12 protein-coding genes and 1 pseudogene are annotated in these 15,285 nt (G+C 69.9%); all 13 read left to right on the top strand.

Going from position 1 to position 15,285, the window contains the following annotated elements:
• The first annotated feature begins 59 nt into the window (after positions 1 to 59).
• Entirely contained in the window at positions 60 to 1,526 is a 1,467-nt protein-coding gene (locus ODE13_RS00235; protein ID WP_322477471.1) for a UDP-N-acetylmuramoyl-tripeptide--D-alanyl-D-alanine ligase, read from the top strand.
• Complete coding sequence (mraY, locus tag ODE13_RS00230) at positions 1,520 to 2,626, top strand: phospho-N-acetylmuramoyl-pentapeptide-transferase (RefSeq protein WP_179542496.1); 1,107 nt, start codon at positions 1,520 to 1,522, stop codon at positions 2,624 to 2,626. The genes ODE13_RS00235 and mraY overlap by 7 nt, the downstream gene beginning before the upstream one ends.
• A 107-nt stretch (positions 2,627 to 2,733) precedes the next feature.
• Positions 2,734 to 4,284, top strand: a complete 1,551-nt coding sequence (gene murD / locus ODE13_RS00225; RefSeq protein WP_322477874.1) for a UDP-N-acetylmuramoyl-L-alanine--D-glutamate ligase — start codon at positions 2,734 to 2,736, stop codon at positions 4,282 to 4,284.
• 28 nt (positions 4,285 to 4,312) lie between these two features.
• Positions 4,313 to 5,890 carry a putative lipid II flippase FtsW gene (ftsW, locus tag ODE13_RS00220; RefSeq protein ID WP_322477470.1) on the top strand — a complete coding sequence of 526 codons (1,578 nt, stop codon included), beginning with the start codon at positions 4,313 to 4,315 and terminating at the stop codon, positions 5,888 to 5,890.
• Positions 5,887 to 6,996 (top strand): undecaprenyldiphospho-muramoylpentapeptide beta-N-acetylglucosaminyltransferase, encoded by a 1,110-nt coding sequence (gene murG / locus ODE13_RS00215; RefSeq protein ID WP_322477469.1) that lies wholly within the window; start codon positions 5,887 to 5,889, stop codon positions 6,994 to 6,996. Before ftsW ends, murG begins: the two co-directional genes overlap by 4 nt.
• Before the next feature lie 26 nt (positions 6,997 to 7,022).
• Entirely contained in the window at positions 7,023 to 8,489 is a 1,467-nt protein-coding gene (murC, locus tag ODE13_RS00210; protein ID WP_322477873.1) for a UDP-N-acetylmuramate--L-alanine ligase, read from the top strand.
• A 62-nt stretch (positions 8,490 to 8,551) separates the two neighbouring features.
• Positions 8,552 to 9,562: a cell division protein FtsQ/DivIB gene (locus ODE13_RS00205; RefSeq protein ID WP_322477468.1), complete on the top strand. Its 1,011-nt coding sequence runs from the start codon at positions 8,552 to 8,554 to the stop codon at positions 9,560 to 9,562.
• 414 nt (positions 9,563 to 9,976) lie between these two features.
• Positions 9,977 to 11,251 carry a cell division protein FtsZ gene (gene ftsZ, locus ODE13_RS00200; RefSeq protein ID WP_322477467.1) on the top strand — a complete coding sequence of 425 codons (1,275 nt, stop codon included), beginning with the start codon at positions 9,977 to 9,979 and terminating at the stop codon, positions 11,249 to 11,251.
• A gap of 10 nt (positions 11,252 to 11,261) precedes the next feature.
• Entirely contained in the window at positions 11,262 to 12,008 is a 747-nt protein-coding gene (locus ODE13_RS00195) for a polyphenol oxidase family protein (RefSeq protein WP_322477466.1), read from the top strand.
• A gap of 40 nt (positions 12,009 to 12,048) precedes the next feature.
• Positions 12,049 to 12,822 carry a YggS family pyridoxal phosphate-dependent enzyme gene (locus ODE13_RS00190; RefSeq protein WP_416210487.1) on the top strand — a complete coding sequence of 258 codons (774 nt, stop codon included), beginning with the start codon at positions 12,049 to 12,051 and terminating at the stop codon, positions 12,820 to 12,822.
• Between the two features lie 483 nt (positions 12,823 to 13,305).
• Positions 13,306 to 13,662, top strand: a pseudogene (locus ODE13_RS00185) (cell division protein SepF); the annotation flags it as partial.
• 86 nt (positions 13,663 to 13,748) lie between these two features.
• On the top strand, positions 13,749 to 14,042 hold the full coding sequence (locus tag ODE13_RS00180) for a YggT family protein (protein ID WP_179542502.1): 294 nt from the start codon (positions 13,749 to 13,751) through the stop codon (positions 14,040 to 14,042).
• A gap of 189 nt (positions 14,043 to 14,231) precedes the next feature.
• Positions 14,232 to 15,281 (top strand): DivIVA domain-containing protein, encoded by a 1,050-nt coding sequence (locus tag ODE13_RS00175; protein WP_322477465.1) that lies wholly within the window; start codon positions 14,232 to 14,234, stop codon positions 15,279 to 15,281.
• Positions 15,282 to 15,285: the final 4 nt, after the last annotated feature.

The following is a 15,285-nucleotide window of genomic DNA, read 5'->3' as shown; positions in this document are numbered from 1 at the left end:
GCCGCCCACCGCCGGACCGCACTGCCCGACACGACCCCACAGATCGGACCCGAGACAGCATGATCGAGCTCTCCGCGGCTGAGATCGCCGAGATCACCTCCGGCCGACTCTCCGGCCTCGATGACCCGCAGGCGGTGATCGTCTCCGCCGCGGAGACGGATTCGCGCGCCATGGAACCGGGTTCCCTATTCATCGCGAAGCCCGGCGAGATCACCGACGGCCACCTGTTCATCGACGCCGCGCTCGCGGCCGGAGCCTCCCTGGTGCTCGCTGAGCGGGAGACCACCGATCCGGCGGGGAGGCCGCATCCGGCCGTCATCGTCGACGACGTCGTCGAGGCGATGGGACGCCTCGCCGCGCAGGTCGTGAGCCGCATCAGGGCTCACTCTCCGACCACCGTCATCGGCATCACCGGCTCGGCCGGCAAGACCACCACCAAGGACCTCCTCCGAGCCGTGCTCGAGAAGGAGGGACCCACCGTGGCGCCGAAGGGCTCTTACAACGGCGAGGTGGGCGTCCCGCTGACGGTCTTCACCGCGTCGTTGGACACCCGATACCTCGTGGTCGAGATGGGCGCGGACGCACCCGGAAACATCCGCTACCTGGCGCAGATGGTGCGTCCCGACGTCGGCGTGGTCCTGATGGTCGGCTCCGCCCACGCCGGCAAGTTCGGCGGCGCGGACCACATCGCCGAGGTCAAGCAGGAGCTGGTCGAGGAGGTCGGCGCCCAGGGGGTGGTCATCCTCAACGACGACGATCCGCAGGTCCGTCGCATGGCCGACGTCGCCTCCGCCCCGGTGACCTGGTTCTCCGCGGACTCCATGGACGCCGTCGAGGGCGCGGTCACGGCCAAGGAGGTCCGTCTGGACGACGACGGCCACGTCCGGTTCACCCTGTTCCTCGGTCAGGAGATGCACGAGCTCACCAGCGGTCTGACCGGCACCCACCACGTGACCAACCTTCTGGCCGCGGTCGCCGCGGCACGAGCCGTCGGAGTGGCGGGCGAGCGCATCGTCGAGAGGCTTGACGGCCTGGGCCCCGGGAGCCGCTGGCGCATGGAGCGCACCGAGCGGCCCGACGGGGTCACGGTCATCAACGATGCCTACAACGCCAATCCTGAGTCCATGCGTGAGGCGCTGCGCACCCTGGCGATGGTCACCCGGCCCTCCGGGCGTCGCTCGGTGGCGGTGCTCGGAGCGATGCTCGAACTCGGTGACGAGTCGATCATCCGGCACGCCCAGCTGGGCGAGACCGTCGTCCGGCTCAACATCGACCGCCTGCTGGTGGTCGGTGACGCCGCCTATCCGCTCTACCGAGGTGCCGTGGCCGAGGGCAGCTGGGGTTCCGAGGTGCACTGGGTCGCCACCGCCGAGGAGGCTGAGGCTCACCTCGACCAGGAGCTGGTCAGCGGCGATGTCGTGTTGTTCAAGTCGTCGAACGGCGCAGGACTTAGACTGCTGGGAGATCGGATCGCCGCGAAGGGCTCCGACGACGTCGACGGCGGGAAGGCAGGTGCCTCGTGGTAGCAGTGGTGATCGGCTCGGTCCTGGGCCTGATCCTGACCCTCCTCGGCACCCCGCTGTTCATCCGGCTGCTGGTGAAGCGCAGCTACGGCCAGTTCATCCGGGACGACGGTCCGACCTCGCATCACGTCAAGCGGGGAACACCGACCATGGGCGGCGCGGTCATCGTGCTGGCCGTGGTGGTCGCCTATTTCGTGACGCACCTGTTCCTGGTGCTGACCCGTGAGCAGACCACCGGACCGACCGCCTCGGGCATGCTCCTGCTGCTGCTCATGGTCGGCATGGGCCTGGTGGGCTTCGCCGACGACTTCGCGAAGATCAGCAGGAAGCAGTCCCTGGGTCTGACCCCATGGGCGAAGATCACCGGCCAGGCCGTGGTCGGTGTGCTCTTCGCGGTGCTCGCGCTGAACTTCCCTGACCCCCGCGGGATCACTCCCGGCTCCACGGCGATCTCCTTCGTCCGGGAGACCGCTCTGGACCTGGCCTTCGCGGGCCCGATCCTCGGGGCGATCCTGTTCGTGATCTGGGCCAACGTCATCGCCACGGCGACCACCAACGGAGTGAACCTCACCGACGGACTCGACGGCCTGGCCGCCGGCGCCACGGCCATGGTCACCGCCGCCTACACGATCATGTCGATCTGGCAGTCGAACCAGTCCTGCGGCGGAGTCCGTGCAGTCGACGCGGTCTGCTACCAGGTGCGAGACCCCATGGACCTTGCGCTGCTGGCAGGCATCGTCACCGGCGCGCTGATCGGATTCCTGTGGTGGAACACGTCTCCTGCGAAGATCTTCATGGGTGACACCGGATCTCTGGCGCTGGGCGGTGCGCTGGCCGCCTTCGCGATCCTCAGCCACACCCAGCTGCTGTTCGTCATCCTCGGCGGACTCTTCGTCATCATCACCCTCTCGGTGATCATCCAGGTCGGATTCTTCAAGATCTCCGGGGGGCGTCGCGTGTTTCTGATGGCGCCGCTGCAGCACCATTTCGAGCTCAAGGGCTGGGCCGAGGTCACCGTGGTGGTCCGCTTCTGGATCATCGGCGCTCTGACCGTCGGCATGGGCATGGCCGTCTTCTACGGCGAGTGGGTGCTCACGCAGTGAGCGGGGCGCTCCACCCCCCGGCACCTCAGGAGCAGGGGCCGCCACAGGATCGTCGGCTCCCGGTCGTCCGTCCCGACCTCCTCGGCTGGGACGCTGGCTGGGAGGGTCTGCGCGTCGTGGTGACCGGGCTGGGCGTCTCGGGCTTCGCGGCCGCGGACACCTTGGCCGAGCTCGGAGCCCGGGTCGTCGTCGTCGACGGCGGGACGGGCGAGGCCCAGCGGAGGTACGCCGAGACCCTGGAGCTCGTCGGCGTGGTCGAGGTCCTGCTCGGCGCCGGACACACCGCCGAGCTGCCCGCCGTGGAGGGCGAGCCTGCCGAGCTGGTCGTCACGTCCCCGGGCTGGAGGCCCGATGCGCCGATCATCGCCGCAGCGCTGCGGCAGCAGGTGCCGGTCTGGTCCGAGGTGGAGCTGGCCTGGCGCCTCGGGGCACGGCCCGGGGCCCGGCAGCCGGACTGGCTGGTGCTCACCGGCACCAACGGCAAGACCACCACGGTGGGTCTGCTGGAATCGATGCTGCGGGCCGACGGCCGCCGTGCTGTGGCCTGCGGCAATGTCGGCACGCCGGTGCTGGACGCCATCCGTGACCCCGAGGGCTTCGAGACGCTGGCGGTCGAGCTCTCGAGCTTCCAACTGCATTACACCGAGCTGCTCGATCCGGTGGCCTCTGCCGTGCTGAACATCGCCGCCGACCACGTGGACTGGCACGGAGGGTTCGAGCAGTACCGGGCGGACAAGGCTCGGATCTTCGAGAACACCCGAGTCGCCTGCGTGTACAACGCGGAGGACCTCGCCACCGAGCAGATGGTGGCCGAGGCCGATGTCCAGGAGGGCTGCCGGGCGATCGGATTCACCACGGCCACGCCCGGCCCCTCCATGCTGGGTGTGGTGGAGGACGTCCTGGTGGATCGCGCCTTCCTCGCGGAACGACACCGCCAGGCCCTGGAGATCGGCCAGCTGGCCGACTTCGGTCCCATGGCGCCTCAGCACCTGGTGGCCAATGCGCTGGCCGCGGCCGCTCTGGCGCGCGCCGCCGGAGTCTCACCGGAGGCCGTCCGGGAGGGCATCCGTGCCTATGAACCGGGGGAGCATCGGATCCAGCCGGTGGCCAAGTCCCAGGACGTGCTGTGGGTCAACGACACCAAGGCCACGAACCCGCATGCCGCGGCGGCCTCGCTGAAGAGCTTCCAGGACGTCGTCTGGATCGCCGGAGGGCTGCCCAAGGGTGTCGTCTACGACGAGCTCGTCGCTGAGGTGGCCCCGCGGCTCAGGCAGGTCATCCTGCTGGGCAGGGACTCTTCCCAGCTGAGATCCAGCCTGGAGCGACACGCGCCCGGCGTGCCGGTGGTCGGTGGACGCGTGGGGGATGATGGGGACGGCGGCCCGCTCCCTGCGCTGGAGCGGCGGCTCCGTGGAGAGGACGGCGCCGACGCGATGCGCGCCGCCGTCGACGTGGCCGTCGAGCGGGCGGAGCCGAACCAGACCGTTCTGCTGGCTCCCGCCGCAGCGTCGATGGACCAGTTCGCCTCCTACGGGGCGCGCGGTGAGGCCTTCATCGAGGCGGTCGCCGCGCTCATGGACCGGCGCCACGCCGGCGAGGCCCGGCCGGGGCCGGCGCACGCGGAACAGGCTGAGCAGGAGCGGACCGAGGACCGCTGAGGAGAGCACCACGGATCAGGAGGACGGCATGGACGACCGACGACCCCGTCTCCCCTCCGTCAGGCGGCCCGCACCATCGGCTCCGGACTCGCGTCCGGAGGCGGCCCCTGCCGAGCACGGGCCGACCACGGCCGCGGATGCGGAGGACGCCGCAGCAGGCGCCTCCCGTCCGGCCGCGGAGCCCTCCCCGGAGGAGCTGCGCAGCCGCATCCACGTCGTCGAGACCGCCGGGCCCCACGCAGGAGGCGTGACGGAGGCGCAGGCGCCCGCCGGGGAGCCCGGCGGATGGAAGGTCGAGCGTGCCTCCCGCTGGTCCGGCAGGATCCGCCGCTTCTGGCGCTTCACGGAGGGTGGCAGCGCCCACACCAACTTCTGGCTCGTGCTCGGCTCCACCCTGGCACTGACCGCCATCGGACTGACCATGGTGCTCTCCTCCTCCTCGGTGGACGCCTTCGGAAACTCCGGAAGCTCCTTCACCCTGTTCATCCGCCAGGGGATGTGGGCCGGAGTCGGGCTGATCGGCATGTTCCTGATCTCCCGGCTGCCCGACCGTGCCCTGGGCCTGTTCGGCTGGGTGCTGATGATCTTCTCCGGGCTGCTGCTGGCGCTGGTCGTCTTCACCCCGCTGGGGCATGAGGTCAACGGCTCCAAGAACTGGCTTCGCCTGGGCCCGGTCCAGGGACAGCCCTCGGAGCTGGCCAAACTCGCGTTGGTCCTGTGGGGCGCGGCGGTGCTCACCCGGAAGGGACGACTGGTCCGGCAATTCGTCCACTGCGTCATGCCGCTGGTGCTGCCCGGTGCCCTGTCGATCCTGGTGCTGGTCCTGCTTGGTGGTGACCTGGGCACCAGCCTGATCATCCTGCTGATGGTGGGCACGCTGCTGTTCACCGTGGGCGTCTCCTGGCGCTACTTCGCGGTGACCGCGGTCTCCGCCGTCGTCGCCGTCCTGCTCCTGGCCTGGACGAGCTCTAACCGGCTCTTCCGCATCCAGGCCTGGCTGGGCATGAACTGTGACCACGCCTCGGACCCTTGCCACCAGTCCCAGCAGGGCATCTACGCGCTGGCCACCGGCGGCTTCTGGGGCGTGGGCCTGGGCCAGTCCCGGCAGAAGTGGCACTACATCCCTGAGGTGGAGAACGACTTCATCCTCACGATCCTCGGCGAAGAGCTGGGGCTGTTGGGCACCCTGGTGGTCCTGCTGCTCTTCGGCGCGCTGATCCTGGGGATCTTCCGGGTCGCTACCAACACCACGGACCGCTTCGCCCGGCTGGCGTGCATGGGCATCGCCGCCTGGCTGGTGGGCCAGGCGTCCATCAACATCGGGATGGTCACCGGTCTGCTGCCGGTCATCGGGGTGCCTCTGCCGTTCATCTCCTATGGCGGCTCCGCGCTGACCTGTGCCCTGCTGGCGGTCGGGGTGGTGCTGAACTTCGCGCACCGACGCCGCCGCGAGGATCGCGATCGGGGCCATGCTCGACCCGAGGAGACTCGAACAGGGGAGAGCCGCACCTCCTCTCGCGTGACCCGCTCCCGGGTCCCGGAACACAGTCCAGAACGGAGTCGGCGTCCTGCCGGCCAGAACAGGAAGAAGGCCGTCTCTCCATGAGCACACCCTCTGTGGTCCTCGCCGGCGGCGGCACCGCCGGCCACGTCAGCCCGATGATCGCCGTCGCCCGAGCCGTGGAGCGGCTCGCGCCCCAGGCGCGAGTGGCGATGATCGGCACCGAAACAGGGCTGGAGACGCGTCTGGTGCCGGAGGCGGGATATGCGTTGGAGACCATCGAGAAGGTCCCCATGCCCCGGCGGCCCTCGCGGGACCTGGTGCGCTTCCCCGGACGATTCCGGAAGGCGGTCGACGACGCCGCCGCGATCCTCACCGCCCGGGACGCCGATGTGGTCATCGGTGTCGGGGGATACGTGTGCACTCCTGTCTATCTCGCGGCCCGGCGTCTGGGAGTGCCTGTGGTCATCCACGAGGCCAACGCCCGGCCCGGTCTGGCGAACCGCCTGGGCTCCCGGCTGGCGATGTTCAGCGGTGTGGCCTTCGAGGGCACCCCGCTCAAGGGAGCCCGGTGGGTGGGCATGCCGATGTCCCGGGAGATCTCCCAGCTCGACCGCTCCGCAGCGCGCGAGACGGCTCGCCGTGAGCTGGCCCTGGATCCGGAGCAGGTGACGCTGGTGGTCACCGGAGGCTCCTCGGGCGCGGCTTCGGTCAACCGAGCGGTCGCCGACTCGCTCGACGAGCTGCTGGCCGCCGGGGCACAGGTGCTGCACCTGACCGGCCGGGACAAGATCGTGCGTGACGAGTCCGGCGTGCCCGTGGCGCGTGAGGGGTATCATCAGCGCGAGTACCTCGACGGGATGCAGCAGGCCTATGCGGCCGCGGACCTCATCGTCGCCCGGTCCGGGGCGGCCACCGTCTGCGAGATCGCCGCGGTGGGCTTGCCGGCGGTCTTCGTCCCGCTGCCCATCGGCAACGGTGAGCAGGAGCTCAACGCCCGAGAGCTCGTCGACGCCGGAGGGGCTCTGCTGGTCAAGGACGAGCACTTCACCAAGGACTGGATCAGGCGCAATGTGGCCCCGCTGCTGGCCGACCCGCGGCTGCTGCGCACCATGGAGGGTCACGCCGCCGAGCGAGGGATCACCGACGCCGACGAACGCATGGCCCGGGCCGCGCTGGACGCCGCAGGACGCGGGGAGGGAGAGCGATGAGCGACGGAACCGCCTCTGAGGAGCCCATGCAGGAGCCCGTGCAGGAGCCGCTGACCCCCGCACAGCTGGGACGGGTCCACCTTCTGGGTCTGGCCGGTGTCGGCGTCTCGGCCGTGGCGCGTCTGCTGCAGGCCGCCGACGTGCCGATCTCCGGCACGGACGGCAAGGAGCTGCCGGTGCTCGACGAGTTCCGCGCGGCAGGGGCCGCAGTTCGCGTGGGCTACCGTTCCGAGAACATCGCGTCCGTCGAGCGGGAGACCGGGGAGAGGATCAGCACGATCATCGCCTCATCGGTCGCCGCCGAGGGGAACCCGGAGTACGACGAGGCCCAGCGCCGTGGCCTGCGCGTGCTGCACCGCTCCGAGGGGCTGGCCGCGGTGATGGTCGGACGCCGCTCCGTGGCGGTGGCCGGCACCCATGGCAAGACCACCACCTCGTCGATGACCACGGTGCTGCTGGAGCAGAGCGGACTGGAGCCGAGCTTCGCCGTGGGCGCGACGGTGGCCGGACTCGGCGTCAACGCGGCCTCTGGGGCGGGTGACTGGTTCGTGGCCGAGGCCGACGAGTCCGACGGGTCGCTGCTGAACTATCGCCCGGAGGTCGCGATCATCACGAACGTGGAGGCCGATCACCTGGACCATCACGGCACCGCCGAGGCCGTCCACCAGGTCTTCGTGGACTTCACCCAGCGCATCCTCGACGGCGGTGAGCTCATCATCTGCCGTGATGACTCCGGAGCCCGCCGACTGCTCGAGCAGGTCTCGTCCGACCTGACGGCCCGGGGCGTCACGGTGACGTCCTACGGGACGTCCTCGGAGGCGGATCTGCGCCTGGAGGGCCACGCCGAGGCGGCCGTCGGCGCGCTCGGGCAACGGTTCACCGTGCGCACCGGGCAGGGGCCCGATGCCGAGCAGGCGCAGGTGAGCCTCGCCGTGCCGGGTCTGCACAACGCCATGAACGCGCTGGCAGCGCTGGCCGTGGGCCTGCGCGCTGGTCTGGACCTCCACGAGGGCGCCCAGGCGCTGGAGCACTTCCAAGGCGCCGCGCGGCGCTTCGACCACCGCGGCGAACACCGCGGTGTGCGGGTCTACGACGACTACGCGCATCACCCGACGGAGGTCGCCGCCGTCCTGACGGCCGCTCGCTCCGCAGTGGGGGAGCAGGGCCGGGTCCACGTGGTCTTCCAGCCGCACCTCTTCAGCCGGACCCAGCTCTTCGCCCAGGACTTCGCCCAGGCGTTGGCGGCCGCGGACACGGTGGCGGTGCTCGACGTCTATCCGGCTCGGGAGGAGCCCATCGCTGGAGTGACCTCCGAGCTCATCGCCGAACCCCTGTTCGCCCGTGCCGGTGCCCCCGCGGGAGGACGGCTGGATCGCCGGGAGGCGATCCGAGTCGTCGCAGGAGCAGCCGGTTCCGGGGACATCATCCTCACGCTCGGGGCCGGTGACGTCACCGCGCTGGGCCCTGACCTGGTGGAGGCGCTGCGCGGATGAGTCCCCGCCGCCCTCGTCGCCCCTACGCACCGCGTCCCGGGGGGACCCCGTCAATCACGCCCATGGAGCCCGATGCCGAGGAGTCCCGGGAGGATCTCCGCGCAGCGGATCCTGGCGGTACGGACCCCAGTGGTGACGTGCCGGGATCTGAACGTCGTGCCGCCGCTGACCCGCAGCTGGAGGAGGACGGCACGGTCGTCGCCCTGGGGGCGGAGCGGCCACGCCGCGCGAGGATCGCCGCTGAGGAGGTCTTCGACGACGGAGGCGGGCCCGAGGAGGACCAGCAGTGGAGCTCTGCCGACTCGGAGACTGCCGATTCGGAGACTGCCGAGCCGCTGCCGTTCCCCGAGCCGGAGGTCGTCGGGGCGCGCCGCCGCCGTCGTCGGCGCTTCGGCTGGGCCGCGGGCGTGCTGGGTGTGCTGGTCGCCGTCGTCGCGGTGCTCTATTTCTCCCCGCTGCTGACGATCCAGCAGGTGCAGGTGGAGCGCAACGACCTGCTCACCGATGAGCGCGCCCAGGAGCTGCTCCAGCCCCTCTACGGCCGACCCCTGCCGCAGGTCGGCAACGCGCAGGTCCAGGACCTGCTGGCCGAGGAGGCGGTCGTCGAGGACGTCATCGTCCAGGGAGAGCTGCCGGACACGCTGACGGTGGAGGTCGTCGAGCATCCGCCGGTGGCGGAGGTGCGTGAGGGCGACGGGCTGCTGTTCTACAACGAGCACGGCGAGGTCATCCGCAGCTTCGAGGACGCCGGCGACGATGCTGCGCAGGGGTACGCCACGCCGCGGATCAGCCACCAGGCGGCGCTGCAGGACGAGGCGGTGTTCCGCACGATCGTCTCGGTCCTGGGAGAGCTTCCCCCCTCAGCCCGGGAGGCGATGGACTCCGCCACCGCGGACTCCATCGACTCGGTGCAGCTCATCCTCGACGACGGGCGCACCGTCCTGTGGGGCGGGGAAGACCTGGGCGAGGCGAAGGCCACGGTGCTGGAGGCGATCCTGGCCTCCTCCGCCGAGGATTTCACCGAGGCGGAGATCATCGACATCTCGACACCGGACACGCCCGTGACCCGGTGAAGCTGCTGGTCGAAGGCATGCTGACGCGCCGCATGGCCGATGGTCGGGCCGTGTCCAGTCAACGCCGGTAGAGTGGCGGAGAAGGCAACCTTCGACCCAGGTCGAACGTTCGCGAGAGATCTAAGGTTCAAGTGCAACGTGAACGTTGCCGAGGGTTGTGGACCACAGAACAATGGCAGGGGTACGGAGGCTCCCGTCTGCTCGACGAGCCGCTGCGACGTCTGGGCTTCCTGATCACCGGCCCGGTGTGACCGCGAACCACACCGGTCCGGCCGGGGAGGCCGACGGGTCAGCAGGATTCCCCGCCTCGGCGGAGGGTCCGGCAGACTGACAGTGAGGAGTCGCGCTGGCGGCTCGCAGGGCGGCGGGGGTCTCCGTGCCTATGACGTGAGAGACGAGCAAGGGACACACAACGTGGCAACACCGAACAACTACCTGGCCGTGATCAAGGTCGTCGGCATCGGTGGCGGCGGCGTGAACGCCGTCAACCGGATGATCGAGGTGGGCCTGCGGGGCGTCGAGTTCATCGCGATCAACACCGATGCCCAGGCCCTCCTGATGAGCGACGCCGACGTCAAGCTCGACATCGGTCGTGAGCTGACCCGAGGTCTCGGCGCGGGCGCCAACCCCGAGGTCGGCCGCCAGGCCGCCGAGGACCACGCCCAGGAGATCGAAGAGGTGCTCACGGGCGCTGACATGGTCTTCGTCACCGCCGGCGAAGGTGGTGGCACCGGCACCGGCGGCGCGCCCGTGGTGGCACGCATCGCCCGGTCCCTGGGAGCCCTCACCATCGGTGTGGTCACCCGGCCCTTCACCTTCGAAGGCCGTCGCCGCGCCAGTTCGGCCGAGACCGGCATCGAGGGGCTGCGCGACGAGGTCGACACCCTGATCGTGATCCCCAACGATCGGCTGCTCTCGATCTCGGACAAGAACGTCTCCGTCCTCGACGCTTTCCGCTCGGCGGACCAGGTGCTGCTCTCCGGCGTCCAGGGCATCACCGACCTGATCACCACCCCGGGGCTGATCAACCTGGACTTCGCCGATGTGAAGTCCGTGATGCAGGGTGCCGGCTCGGCGCTGATGGGCATCGGCTCGGCCAACGGCGAGGATCGGGCGGTCAAGGCCGCCGAGCTGGCGATCGCCTCTCCGCTGCTGGAGGCCTCCATCGACGGCGCACACGGCGTCCTCCTCTCGATCCAGGGCGGCAGCGACCTGGGCCTGTTCGAGATCAACGAGGCCGCGCGCCTGGTCCAGGAGGTCGCCCACCCCGAGGCCAACATCATCTTCGGCGCCGTCATCGACGACGCTCTGGGGGACGAGGCCCGGGTGACCGTCATCGCCGCCGGCTTCGATCAGGTCGACGCCACGTCGGCCCCGCAGCAGGCCCCGGCCCAGTCGGCTCCGCAGCAGGCCAACCGGGCCTCCTCGCCCGCGCCCGCCGCACGCCCACAGCCGTCCACCGTGCCCGGCACGACGCCGATCTCCGGTGGCTCCGTTCCCGGGACGACTCCGGTCCATCAGCCCGCCCACTCGGTCCAGCAGCACCACGCCGGTGAGCATGAGACTGCTCCGCAGCAGCAGGTGCCGCGTCAGGCCCAGCAGGAGCAGCAGGACATCCCGGACATCGTGGAGTCGGACTACACCGGCAGCCGCAGTGACGATCTGGACGTCCCCGACTTCCTGAAGTGACGGGCGTCCGATGAGGGCGACAGGCGACGCGGACTCGCCGTTCTGGTGGCATGGCATGACCGCCGACGGCGAGGTCCACGTCGCCTTCACGTCTGTCCGGGCGGGAAACCTCGCACGCCACGTCGGGGAGCAGCAGCGGGACGCCGTCGCCAGCCGGCGCCGCGGCCTGGAGGCTCACATGGGTGTGGGCTCAGGGACACTGCGCTTCCTGGATCAGGTCCATTCCGCCCTGGTCCTGGATGCCGCGGAGCACCCTGCTGATTCCGCGCATGCGCCCACCGGGGACGCATGGATCTCCCGTGGAGGCGCCGAACCGCTGGCCGTCATGGTCGCCGACTGCCTGCCGGTGCTGCTGGTAGGCCAGGGTCAGGGCGGCGAACCGCTGATCACCGGCGCTGCGCATGCCGGCCGCGAGGGGCTGATCGGCGGAGTGCTGGAGAACACCGTGACGGCGATGCGGGAGCATGGCGCCGAGAGCGTTCAGGCCTGGGTCGGGCCAGGGGTCTGCGGCTCCTGCTATGAGGTCCCGGCCGCCATGCACGAGGAGCTCGGGACCGTGCGTCCCGCCCTGGCCTCGCAGACGACCTGGGGAACCCCCGCACTGGATCTCCGCTCCGAGGCGGAGGAGATCCTCCGTGAGCTCGGCGCGGGGATCGCGGAGTTGGCCGGCTGCACGCTCGAGGACGAGACGCTCTACTCCCATCGGAGGGCTCCCGGAGAGGGGCGTTTCGCAGGGCTCGTCTGGCGCGCCCGCTGAACTCCTCGGGACCCGCTGCGGACTCGCCTACAGTGGAGGGGTGGACCTGAAGAGCATCCCCGCACCCGAGATCGATGACCGCCGCACCGAGGAGCTTCGCACCTGCCTGGCCGCTGTGCACGAGCGCATCGATCGCGCCGTGGAGCAGGCTGGACGGACGGAGCGTCCCGAGCTGATCGTGGTCACCAAGTTCTTCCCTGCCGAGGATGTCCTGCGGCTCCTGCGCCTGGGTGTCCGGGACGTCGGGGAGAACCGGGACCAGGAGGCCGCCGCTAAGGCCGAACAGGTCGCCCGCCTGGTGACGGCGCACGAAGCGGCCAGCCCTGCGGTCCGACTGGAGCTGCCGCGGTGGCACTTCGTCGGCCAGCTGCAGTCCAAGAAGGCCCGCTCAGTGGCCCGCTACGCCTCGACCGTGCATTCGGTGGACCGGACCTCCCTGCTGAGATCCCTGCGCACCGCGGCGGATCCAGCGTCCCCGCTGGAGTGCCTCATTCAGGTCGACCTGCGTGAGGAGATCCCTGAGGACTCCCGTGGAGGCGCGGCGCCGTCTGAGGTCCCCGCCTTGGCGGAGGGGATCGAGTCCGCCGAGGGTCTGCGGCTGGCCGGCGTGATGGCGGTCGCTCCGCTGGGGGAGCCGGCCGCTCCTGCGTTCGCGCGACTGGCCGAGCTGTCGGCCCTGATGCGTGTCGACCATCCCCAGGCAGACATGATCTCGGCGGGGATGAGCAATGACCTGGAGGACGCGGTGGCCCATGGCGCGACACACCTGAGGATCGGTCGCGATGTCCTCGGGAACAGGCCCCCGCCGCGATAGTGTCAGAAGCGCGCAGTGACAATCCCAGGACCTTCAGGACAGAGCCCGATGCCTGCTCGCGTCGAGGTTCGACCATCCGAGGTCCAGACTTCCCCCAGGAGAATCCTCATGGCCGGTGCATTCAAGAAGACCATGATCTACCTCGGCCTGGCCGATGGAGATGACTACGAGGACGACCGCTTCGGTGCCGAGGAGCGAGGCTCGGCCCGCGGCGAGGCTGGCTCTCCCGCAGCCGAGGCTCCCCGTCAGGCCGCAACGGCCGCCCGGAATGCAGGATCGACGGCGACGGCGCAGTCGACCCGCACCGGAGCAGTGCCTGCCGTCCCGGCAGCCTCCGTCTCCCGCAGCTCGGAGGTCGTCTCCCTCGACGCCGCCCACGGCGTGGGCGGGCAGGGACCGGCCTCTCAGGCCGCCGGGGCGCACGGGGGGTCGGAGGAGGGCACTGTCGGCGCCGGCCGCTACAACAGCTCCAGCCTCGCCGTGGATCCCGAGTACCGGGCTCCGGTGACCCCGATCAAGCGTGCCCCCTCCTCCCGGGATGAGAGTTCCGCAATGCGTAGAATCACGACCGTCCACCCGCGCTCCTACAACGATGCTAAGGTCATCGGTGAGTCCTTCCGCGACAGCATCCCGGTGATCATGAACGTCACCGACATGGGAGAGGCGGAGGCCAAGCGTCTGGTCGACTTCTCCGCGGGCCTCGTCTTCGGCCTCGGAGGTTCGATCGAGCGAGTGACGAACAAGGTCTTCCTGCTGACTCCCAAGAACGTGGAGGTGCTCACCGAGGAGCGCGCGGCAGGCGACTCACCGACCTCCGCGCAGTTCTTCAACCAGAGCTGAGCCCCAGGGCTGACACGAGGTCCTGAGGGCCGCACTGCTGAGCCCTGAGATGACCCCGCCCCTGATCAGAGGAACGACGCCGAACTGTGGACCTCATCGCCGCCCCGATCTATCTGCTGCTGACCATCTTTCAGCTGGCCCTGGTGATTCGGATCATCTTCGACATCACCCAGCAGTACGCGCGCCAATGGCGCCCCCGCGGGCTTCCCCTGGCGCTGGCCATGGGGGTCTACGCGGTGACCGACCCCCCGATCCGCTGGCTCCAGAAGCGCATCCCGCCGCTGAACCTCGGGGGGATCGCCCTGGACATGGGCTTCATCATCGTCTTCCTCGGGGTGGTCATCGCGAAGATGATCGTCCGTGCTGTCGGCGCGGGCTGACCGTCCCTCGCCGAGGTGCCCGGAGGTGGGGCTCCAAGCCTCGCTTGAAGGTTGAGGTCGAACCTTGAGGCGGCGAGCAGGTATCCTTTTCGATGACCGCATGACATTCCCCAGGACGCTGTAGGCCCGCGGACCGACGCTGAGTTCCGCTCCTTCACGCTAAACCGCTTCTCGACGAGGTGACACTGCATGGCCCTGACTCCCGACGACCTCCTGAACAAGGAGTTCCCGGAGACCAAGTTCCGTCCCGGCTACGAAAAGGACGCGGTCGACGACTTCCTGGACGACGTCGTCGTCGAGTTCCGTCGACTCATCCAGGAGAACGAGGATCTCAAGGCGCAGGTCGCCGCCCTCGAGGAGCAAGTCGAGGAGAACCCCGCCAACCTGGAGCCCGACGAGCTCAATGACGCCGGTCTCTCCGGCTACGCCGGCACCGCGGCCGAGGTCACCGGGACGTTCTCCCCGGTCACTGAGGACCCGGAGGGCGAGGGTGGCGACGACGACGCGACGGAGTCCGTCCCCGAGGAGACCGCCGCAGAGGCTTCGTCACCCGAGGACGAGGCGGAGGACATCAGCTCCGTCACGGCGTACCCGGAGTATCCGCTGGGCACCCGCCCGGCCCAGCCGGCCCCCGAGGCTCCCGCCGCCGCGTCGTCCCACGAGGGCGGAGAGAACGCCGACGGCGTGGCCTCCACCGCCACCGGCGTGCTGGCCATGGCCCAGAAGCTGCATGACCAGTACGTGGCTGAGGGTGAGCAGACCCGCGCGGCGTACATCGCCGAGGGCGAGCAGACCCGCGCCGCGTACATCGCCGAGGGCGAGCAGACCCGGACGGCCCACATCACCGAGGGTGAGCAGACCCGGACGGCGTACATCGCCGAGGGCGAGCAGACCCGTGCGGCCTACATCGCTGAAGGTGAGACCACGCGCGACCAGTACATCGCTGAGGGTGAGAAGACCCGGGCGGAGTACATCGCGGAGGCTGAGCGTCGGCGCGCAGAGATCGTCACGGAGGCGGAGACCCGCGCGGAGAACATGATCGAGGAGGCTGAGCTCACCTCGTCCCGCACGCTGTCCGTCCTGGAGCGCAAGAAGGCTGACCTGGAGACGAAGGTCAGTGAGCTCACCAGCTTCGAGCGCGACTACCGCGCCCGCCTGAAGGACTACATCGAGGGCCAGCTGACGGACCTCAACAGCCGGGGCTCCATCGAGAAGGAAGCCACCGGCGCCGAGCTGTGAGCGC

The organism is Nesterenkonia sp. HG001 (assembly GCF_034438835.1).
GTDB lineage: Bacteria > Actinomycetota > Actinomycetes > Actinomycetales > Micrococcaceae > Nesterenkonia > Nesterenkonia xinjiangensis.
The sequence above is the reverse complement of the archived record's forward strand: the minus strand, read 5'-3'. Positions and strand labels throughout refer to the sequence as shown.